This window comes from Collinsella aerofaciens, assembly GCF_015558785.1.
GTDB lineage: Bacteria > Actinomycetota > Coriobacteriia > Coriobacteriales > Coriobacteriaceae > Collinsella > Collinsella aerofaciens_P.
Genome location: NZ_JADMOP010000009.1, coordinates 81805 through 91017, shown reverse-complemented (window position 1 = coordinate 91017; position 9213 = coordinate 81805). Strand labels below are relative to the sequence as shown.

5 protein-coding genes are annotated in these 9213 nt (G+C 60.3%); all 5 read left to right on the top strand.

Annotated elements, in window-relative coordinates:
- Positions 1-235 precede the first annotated feature (235 nt).
- The 5 genes from I2G40_RS05890 (at position 236) to I2G40_RS05870 (ending at position 9110) form a co-directional block, all read left to right on the top strand.
- Entirely contained in the window at positions 236-1804 is a 1569-nt protein-coding gene (locus I2G40_RS05890; RefSeq protein WP_229090678.1) for a threonine/serine exporter family protein, read from the top strand.
- 683 nt (positions 1805-2487) lie between these two features.
- Positions 2488-2766 carry an SHOCT domain-containing protein gene (locus tag I2G40_RS05885; RefSeq protein WP_229090677.1) on the top strand — a complete coding sequence of 93 codons (279 nt, stop codon included), beginning with the start codon at positions 2488-2490 and terminating at the stop codon, positions 2764-2766.
- 401 nt (positions 2767-3167) lie between these two features.
- Positions 3168-3716 (top strand): DUF2798 domain-containing protein, encoded by a 549-nt coding sequence (locus I2G40_RS05880; protein WP_195544464.1) that lies wholly within the window; start codon positions 3168-3170, stop codon positions 3714-3716.
- A gap of 281 nt (positions 3717-3997) precedes the next feature.
- Positions 3998-8437: an acyl-CoA dehydratase activase gene (locus I2G40_RS05875; RefSeq protein WP_195544463.1), complete on the top strand. Its 4440-nt coding sequence runs from the start codon at positions 3998-4000 to the stop codon at positions 8435-8437.
- Positions 8421-9110 (top strand): TetR/AcrR family transcriptional regulator, encoded by a 690-nt coding sequence (locus tag I2G40_RS05870; protein WP_055309426.1) that lies wholly within the window; start codon positions 8421-8423, stop codon positions 9108-9110. Before I2G40_RS05875 ends, I2G40_RS05870 begins: the two co-directional genes overlap by 17 nt.
- Positions 9111-9213 lie beyond the last annotated feature (103 nt).

Genomic DNA, 9213 nt, shown 5'->3' with positions numbered 1-9213 from the left:
GTCGCAGCCCCGACCCGCGGTCACGAGCGGGGGCTCCTGTCGTTTCCGTGCCCCTGGATTGGGTCATAGTGTCTGTCGTTACCAAAGCATCGGCATTGCCGTGGTTGGCACTTGGGGACGTTCCTTTTCTGCCGGCAGTTGGGGACAGTCCTTGTTTTGATAGTCGTCTCTTTTATGTTTCCTTTAGCCGTTGCTGCCTAGGATGGGGGTTAGTCGGTAGGAAAGGAGCGCCTGTATGGACGACGCGAGCGAGCGTGCAATCGAAGAGGACATGCTCGATCAGTTCAATTACTTTGATGATGAGGATGAGGAGCTAATCGATCGTCGCGAGCCGGCATCGCTTGACTCATTTGATCTGGTCGATGAAGAGACTGATGAGGTTGAGGACGAATCAACGGAGTCCCCACAGTCTTCGCGCCTTAACTCGCTGCTTTCGAGAGCCCCCATGCACCACGGCGTTCGTGCCGGCGCGCTCCATATGAAAACTGACTGGCACCAGATCGTGACGGCAGGCGATGAACTTGCCGTCGATGCGCCGCTCACCGATAAATCATCCATCATCTGCCGCACCGGTATGCTTATGCTCGCGAGCGGAACGGGTGCCTGGCGCGTGCGCGATACCATGAATCGCGTCGCCGCCGTACTCGGTGTGACCATCCACGTTGACTTAAGTCTCCTGTCGTTTGAGTGTACTTGCATCGAAGATGGTCACTGCTTTAATGAGGTTGTCAGCTTGCCCACAACGGGCGTCAATACCCAACGCATTTGGATGATGGAGAGCTTCCTAAAGGAAATCGAGACATATGGTCGCCGTTTTACGGTGCATGAGTATCACGAGATGCTCAAGACCGTTGAGAGTTCAAAACCTGATTACGCGCCTTGGCAACAGGGCCTTGCGGCGGCCTGCGCCTGTGGCGCCTTTGTCTTTTTACTTGGTGGCGGTCCTATTGAGATGGCATGCGCGTTCGTGGGCGCGGGTGTCGGCAACTTTGCCCGCTCCCATATTCTCAAGCAAAGCCTTGGTCAGTTCAGCGCGCTGACGACCGGTGTTGCGCTCGCTTGTGTTTCGTATCTGCTGGCATTGCTCGGCCTTGGCCAGGTCATACCGGGGGCAATGTCGCACCAAGAAGGCTATATCGGCGCGATGCTCTTTGTCATCCCTGGCTTTCCGCTCATTACGGCAGGTCTCGACATCGCTAAGCTCGACATGCGAAGCGGTATCGAACGTCTGTCATATGCCGTATCGATTATTGTGATGGCGACGCTCGTAGGTTGGATGGTTGCCGAGTGTGTTGGCCTGGCGCCGGACGACTTTGCGCCGCTCGGCCTTTCGCCGCTTGCTCTTACGCTCCTGCGCGTGGTGATGAGCTTTGTTGGCGTATTCGGCTTCTCGGTGATGTTCAACAGCCCGGTAAAGATGGCCGCGGCAGCTGGGTTGATCGGCGCCGTGTCCAATACCCTGCGTCTGACCCTTGTCGATGCGCCGACGATGATTCCCTTCCTGGGCCTCAGCACGGGAATGCCTCCCGAGGCAGCAGCGTTTATCGGCGCGCTGGTATCGGGTCTGCTGGCAAGCTTGGCCGAAGTCAAGCTCACCTACCCGCGCATCGCCCTCACGGTGCCTTCGATTGTCATTATGGTGCCCGGTCTGTATCTCTATCGCTCTATGTATTACATGTGCACCTTCGACACAGTCAATATGCTCGGCTGGTTTGTGCGCGCAGTGCTCATCGTAGCGTTTCTGCCCGTTGGGCTGGGTGTGGCGCGTACGCTCACCGACCCTCGCTGGCGCCACACCAGCTAATTGGTGCAAGGGGGACAGGTTACTTTGCACCAAATGAGTTGCGGTGAAATAGGGACTGAATTGCTGCTTAAAGGGTCAAAACAGTCCGTATTCCACCGCAACTTATGGGGTCGGGGGATTATCGGTGCCCTGCATCTTCATAAACTCAACGCTTACGAAGCGCAGGGTTTTCGTAGTCGTTGGTGACGTTCTTAAACGACTGGTCGCTGGGGATGGTCTTGGGTCTGGCGCATTGGCGATTAAGGCCCTCCTATCCGATTGATTAGGGGGGAAAGAATCCTAGTTTCCTGCGGTCCTCGGTTAAATTAGCTTGAGACTGTATCCTCGCTCTTTGTCTGCCGACGACATGTTGCACTTAAACCCCTTGTCAGTCTTCTTGGCAGACCACTCGCCGCTGCCCAATATCCTCTCCAACTGGGCATCGAATTCAACCTGGTAGATAAACCCCTTATCGCGAGGCTCCTTCAGTCTCTTCATTCTGTCCTCAGTCTGGTTTATGAGTCCCCTTCCGTTCGGTTTTATTGACATAAGCATATGAAGCCGTCTGCTGTATTTGTTGAGCAACAAATACAGGATGCATGAGTTCACTCTGTGAAGTGCCATTTTCTCAGCATGTGTCCAAGAGATATTTCCCCATCATACTTATAGAATTCAAAAAATCACTCTGTATTGTGGAGGTCTACATGTTTGGACTGAAGGGTCCTGAATTCATTATCATTCTCGTTCCGTTGGCTGTCTGTGCCATCGCGTCCGGCAATATCGCGAGCAAGAAGGGCTACAGCTACAGCGCCTTTGCCCTTCTCGGGCTTATCACGGGTTTAATCGGTGTAATCGTGGCGGCAGTGCTCCCCGACAAGAGGGGCGGAGATGCCGATACTCTCCTGAAGTACAAGGAGCTCCTTGAGAAGGGGGTTATCACCCAAGAGGAGTTCGACAAGAAGAAGAGCGAACTTATCAAGTAGCGCTGTCCGCAGAAGGAGAATGCCATAACGAACTCGCCCCGCATCAGACTTGTTTAGGCTTATTTATGCGTGAAGGATGGTTCAGAGATGGGCAATGCTGCCTAGAGGGATATATAAAGAATAAGGGAAAGCCGCATACGACACCTTTGGTCTATCGCCGACGCGGCTCCTGGTCCTCCTCGAAGACCGGCCCCCGTCCCCAAGGATCGTTTTTACCGTGTATCTTCACAAACTCAACGCTTACGAAGCGCGCGCCGTTCGTGTTAGGGTAGTTCCACCACATAAGTAGTCGCAGACGCACGTACCACGGGCGGGCGAGATGAAGTCCCAACAGCTCCATCTTGCCCGCCCGTTTTTGTTGCGTGGTGCCGCGGCGTAACACAGAAAGGATTTTGCCCTTTATGCCTATCAACAAACGAGAGAGCCTGCTGTTCACCTTTATCATGTGCTTTTGCATGGTGCTCTGGATGAGCATCTACAACGTTGCCCTGCAGCACGGGGCCATCAACGGCGAGGTCGTTGCCGCTGCGTGGCTCGGCTTCCCCGTTGCCTACATTTTTGCCATGTGCTGCGACTGGTTCGTCGCCAGCCCGCTCGCCAAGGGTTTCGCCTTTAAGTACTTGGTCACGCCGGGCAAGAGCTCGCCACTTGCCATGACGCTCGCCGTCAGCTCCTGCATGGTCGTTCCCATGGTCATCATCATGTCGCTGTACGGTGCCTGTGAGGGTCTGACGCACATGCCCGGCGGCATCCTTGCGAACCTGTATTCCGTGCCCGCGATCTGGATGATCAACATCCCGCATAATTTTGTGATGGCGCTGCCGTGGAACCTTTTGGTAGCCGGTCCGATTTCCCGCTTCGTCTTCCGTCGCGCCTTCCCTGTGGGGACGGTTTTCGAGGAGGAGCATGCCGAGCTCTTGGAGCAGGCTATGGCTCCTGAGTGCGAGTAGCTCGCTTAGGGATCTGCTGAGCGCGGGCGACTTGCTTGGTTGGAGCCCTAAGCGTGGATAGCTCTCTCGGCGACATCGCGGGCGTGAGCGGTGCGCATGACCGGAGGGCCCGTGCTGCTCCGTTGCCCGACGTGCTAGCGCGCAGAACAATCTGTTGGTGCATTCGGCGGCTGCTGAAGCGTTTCGGCAGCCGCTTTTTATACGGAGTTTAAATACAACAGTCTGTTGTATTACGTAGAGTGGTATATCTCTAGCGGGAAAAATGCGAGAGACGGAGCATTATGGCGTTGCTAGTAGGACTGGACGTAGGGTCGACGACGACCAAAGTTTACGCGATGCACGAGGATATGACCGAGGCGTGGTGGGGATATCGCCGCCACGGGGCGTGTCAGACAGCGAGCGTGCGCGCCATGCTCGGCGAGCTCGCCGAGCGCTTTCCCCATGAGTCACTGCGCGTTGCGGTGACCGGCTCGGGTGCGCGCGATATCGCGACCGCGCTGGGCGCCTCGTACGTTCAGGAGGTGGTCGCCAACGCGCTCGCGATCAGCAGGTTCTATCCGCAGACGCGCTGCGCCATCGAGCTGGGCGGCCAAGACGCCAAGATGATCTTCTTCCGCACCAACGATAAGGGAGACATCGAGGTTGCCGACATGCGCATGAACGGCTCGTGCGCAGGCGGTACCGGTGCATTTATCGACGAGATGGCAAAGCTCATGGGGGTCGGCACCGAATCGGGCGAGTTCGAGCAGCTCGCAAGCCGGGGAACGACCGTCCACGAGGTCTCGGGCCGCTGCGGCGTGTACGCAAAGACCGATATCCAGCCGCTGCTCAACGAGGGCATTCCTACCACCGACCTGGCGCTTTCGGCGCTTCACGCGGTCGCCCGCCAAACGATCGGCGGTCTGGCCCAGGGTATCGACATCGAGCCGCCGGTAATCTTCGAGGGCGGTACGCTCGCCTACAACCCCACACTGGTCCGCGTGTTCCGGGAGCAACTGAATCTATCGGACGATCAGGTTATCGTCCCGCGCGATCCGCAGATCATGGTCGCGCGCGGTGCCGCCCTGTCGCTGACCGACATGTTCGCATCGTCCCAACCGATCGACCTTCCCGACGCTTTTGTCCGGCTGGATAAGCTCGAGACGGTCGCGCCCGCAAGCGGGGAGGGACGTCTTGCCCAGCCCTTTTTTGCCACACCTGCCGAGCAGGCGGATTTTACGGCACGCCATGGCAAAGAGACGCCGGCAAAGGGTCCGGATGCGTATGCGCCCGGAGAGACGGTGCGTGTGGCGCTCGGTATCGATTCGGGGAGCACGACGACCAAGTTCGCCCTGGTCGATGAGGCGGGTGAGCTTGTCGATTCGTTCTACGCGTCTAATAACGGCAGACCGCTCGACGTCGCCCAACAGGGTCTTGTCAGCTTGAAGAACCGCTGGGAGACAGCGGGAGTCACGCTTGCGATCGATGCCGTGGGCACCACGGGATACGGCGAGGAGCTTTTCGCGCGCGCGTTCCACGCCGACTACCATACGGTCGAGACGGTCGCGCACGCCCGCGCCGCGTGCGCATGCGTTCCCGATGCGACCTTCGTGCTCGACATCGGCGGACAGGATATGAAGGCCATCTGGCTCAACCACGGCGTGCTGACCGATATCGTCGTCAACGAGGCGTGCTCTGCGGGCTGCGGCTCGTTCCTCGAGGGTTTTGCCAAAAACCTCGGAATAGCCGTTGAGGATATCGCGACCGAGGCATTTTCGTCCAAAGCCCCCGCCGTTCTCGGCAGCCGCTGCACGGTGTTCATGAACAGCAGCGTCGTTTCCGAGCAGCGGCGCGGTAAGGGTCCGGGCGACATCATGGCCGGTCTCTGCCGTTCGATTATCGAGAACGTGTTCACCAAGGTCATTCGCGTTTCAAATCTCAACCGTCTGGGCGACAAAGTCGTCGTCCAGGGCGGCACGTTCCGAAACGACGCGGTGCTGCGCGCATTCGAGCAGTATCTGGGCAAACCCGTCACGCGTGCGCCCCACCCGGGGCTGATGGGCGCTATCGGTATCGCCCTGCTCGCGCGCGAGGAATGCCGCAAGGGCGACGCCGGCACGTCGTTTATCGGGCTCGATGCCGTGGAGCGCTTCGAGCATCGCGAGTTCGGCGGCGTTACCTGCCGTCGGTGCAACAACCGCTGCCAGCGCGCGGTCGTGGCATTTGGCGACGGCTCGCTTTACGTCACGGGCAATCGCTGCCCGCGCGGCGGCGCCATCTCATGGGATGAGCTCGTGCGCAAGGTTCCCGCGGCGGAGGAGCTGCGTCCGCAGGGTGCTTGCGAGGCACAGGCGCCCGGCACGGGGCGCGACCGGACCGCGGCTGCCCCCAATCTCTTTGTCGACCGCGAGAAGCTGCTGTTCGAGTCGTACCCCACGGTTCTCGTCTGCGGGGGGCGCGATGTCACGATCGGCATTCCCCGTGTGCTCGAGTTCTGGGACACCATGCCGTTCTGGTCGACGTTCTTCAGCACGCTCGGCTTTAAGGTGCGCGTCTCGGGACGCAGCACCAAGGCGATGTACGAGCGCGGTCTGGCGCACGTCACATCCGACACCGTGTGCTTCCCGGCCAAGCTCGTCCACGGGCACATCCGCAATCTCGTCGACGCCGGCGTCGACCGCATCTTCATGCCCATCATCACGACGGTGCCCACCGAAAACACCGCCTCTACCAGCGAGTGGATGTGCGCCGTCGTAAAGGGATACCCCTACGTGATGCGCAATTCCGATAACCCGGAGGAGCGTTTCGGCGTTCCGTTCGATACGCCGCTGTTCCACTGGTACGACGAGGGCGACCGAAACCGCCAGCTCAAGGCGTGGTGCAAGGAGACCTTCGATATCGATGCCGACCTGGTTGCCAAGGCGACCGAGCAGGCGGACCGCGCGCAGCAGACGTTTGAGAACCAGCTGCAGCTGCGCGGCAGGCAGGTGCTCGAGAACCTGCGCGAGGACGGCGGCTACGCGGTGGTGATCGCTTCGCGCCCGTACCACAACGACCCGCTGGTCAACCACGGGCTGCCCAAGCTCTTCTCTGAGCGCGGCATCCCCGTGCTGACGCCCGATGCGGTGCCGGGGGTCTGCAACGTCGACCTTTCCAACAGCCGCATCGACATCGTGAACAACTACCATGCGCGCATGCTGTCGTGCGCGGTCATCGTCGCATCGACGCCCGAGCTCGAGCTCGTGCAGATGGGCAGCTTCGGCTGCGGCCACGATGCGTATCTCACCGACGAGATCGCGCGCATGATGGGCGAGATGGGCTCCAAGGTTCCGATGATGATCAAGCTCGATGAGAGCGACGTCGCCGGTCCCATGGGCATTCGCGTGCGTTCGTTTATCGAGTCGGTCAACCGTCGTCGCGCGGAGGAGCGTGCCGAGGGCGCCCGGGTGCACGCGGTCCATCCGCTCGACGACCCGTATAAGGTCAAGTACACCAAGCGCGACCGGCACGACAAGATCGCGCTGGTCCCCAACACCTCCCATGCGTTCTGCAGGCTCATGACCGCGGCGATGCGCAATCAGGGCGTGCGCGCCGAGGCCCTTGATATCGGGCGCGAGGATGCCATCCGCCTGGGCAAACGCTATGTGCACAACGACATCTGCTTCCCCGCGCAAATCGTGATCGGCGAGGCGCTCGCGGCACTCGAGAGCGGTAAGTACGACCCGCACGACGTCGCCGTGGTGACTGGCAAGTATATCGGCGACTGCCGCCTGACGCACTACATGCCCCTGCTGCGCCGCGCGCTCGACGACGCGGGATACGACTATGTCCCGGTGCTCACCAACGACGACGTCGATGCCCACAATGCGCATCCGGGCTTCAAGCTCGGCCTTGGCCCGAGCATCCAGATCGCCTACGGTCTTCCCATAATCGATGCCCTCGAGGCCATGCTTAGGCGCATCCGTCCCTGCGAGCTCGAGAAGGGCGCGGCGGACGCTGCGTTCGACCGCGCGCTCGATGAGGTTATCGAGGGCATGGAGCGCTCCGGGCTGAGAGGCCAGGCGACGGGCTTCAAACGCGCGCTTGCGATCATGGACGCCGTTCCGTACGACCGCTCGAACCCGCATCCGACCGTTCTCATCGTGGGCGAGTACCTGCTCAATTTCCATCTCGGCGCCAACCACGAGATCGAGCGCTACCTCGAGGACAACGGGCTCGAGGTCATCGAGGCGCGCATGACCGACGTGATCCGCAAGACCTATTTCTACAAGCATGCGCAGTCGCGCGAGTTCCACGTCGACCTGTCGCTGCCCGAAAAGGCCTGGTACGCCACGGCGGACAACCTGTTCGAGCTCGCGCACGACCGTTGCGACCGCCTGGGCGCGGCGAGCCCGCTCTACGAGCCGCCGACGCGCATGCCCGAGCTCGTGCGCGCGAGCGATAAGATCCTGCACCATACGTTCGATGCGGGCGAGGGCGTGCTGATTCCGGCGGAGATTCTCGAGCACGCCAAGCGCGGCTGCCGCAACTTCGTGATCCTGCAGCCGTTCGGGTGTCTGCCCAACCATGTCGTGGGGCGCGGGCTCATCCATGCGCTCAAGGAGCAGTATCCCACGGCGCAGTTCCTGCCGCTCGACTACGATCCCGACGTGAGCTTCGCCAACGTGGAGAACCGTCTTCAGATGCTCATCATGAACGCCAAGGCGCAGGGGTGCGGTGAGGCGCATGGCGAGACCGCGTAAGGACGCCGATGCGCCCGATGCACGCACCCGTATCATCGAGGCGTTTTGGGAGCTCATCGAGAACAACAGCATCTTCGAGCTGTCGGTTGGCGAGGTGACCCGCGCCGCCCAGTGCAATCGCGGAACGTTTTACTACTATTTTCACGATTTCGATGAACTCGTCGCCATCGCCATAGCCCAGCTGCTGCAGGATAACGAGCTCATCACCGATGCCCTCTGGCATTTTTCGAGCGAGGGCGACCTTTCGGCGTTCGACCGGCGCGACGTCCGCTGCCTGCTGCGGCGCATCGTCATCACCATGAGGGCGGGTGCCGCCGAGCAGGTCGTGCAGGGCATCCATACGATCATCATCGACCGCGTGAGAGAGATCGTCCACCCCGACGGAGAAGAGCTCAAGGCAGATTCGAGCTTTGCGGTGGGCTTTCTGGTCTCGGGCATCATGGGCTTTGTGATGGCGGTCGGCTTTGCCCGGGAGGGCGGCGAGGAGATAGACCTCGAGCAGCCGGGGGACAGCGCGTGCGCGTACCTGAGGGCGGTCGCCATGCAGACGGTGGAAACGGTCGCGCAAGTCGAGGGCGTCGATACATCCGAGCTGCTCGAACGCGTCTCCAAGGAGGCCGATGCCTATCGCGCATCGCGTGCGACGAGTCCCGACGTGGTGAAAGACGCCTAGGGTTTCTCTTGCGGGGCGCCTGTCGCGCATCGCGCGGTGAGTCCCGCGATGCGGTCATAACCTGCATTCATGTGAGCCGGGTTTATAGATATTCCTCCAGCTG

Excerpts from the sequence above, each read along its gene's own strand:
- I2G40_RS05890 (WP_229090678.1), top strand. The coding sequence starts at position 236 with ATGGACGACGCGAGCGAGCGTGCAATCGAAGAGGACATGCTCGATCAG.
- I2G40_RS05885 (WP_229090677.1), top strand. The coding sequence starts at position 2,488 with ATGTTTGGACTGAAGGGTCCTGAATTCATTATCATTCTCGTTCCGTTG.
- I2G40_RS05880 (WP_195544464.1), top strand. The coding sequence starts at position 3,168 with ATGCCTATCAACAAACGAGAGAGCCTGCTGTTCACCTTTATCATGTGC.
- I2G40_RS05875 (WP_195544463.1), top strand. The coding sequence starts at position 3,998 with ATGGCGTTGCTAGTAGGACTGGACGTAGGGTCGACGACGACCAAAGTT.
- I2G40_RS05870 (WP_055309426.1), top strand. The coding sequence starts at position 8,421 with ATGGCGAGACCGCGTAAGGACGCCGATGCGCCCGATGCACGCACCCGT.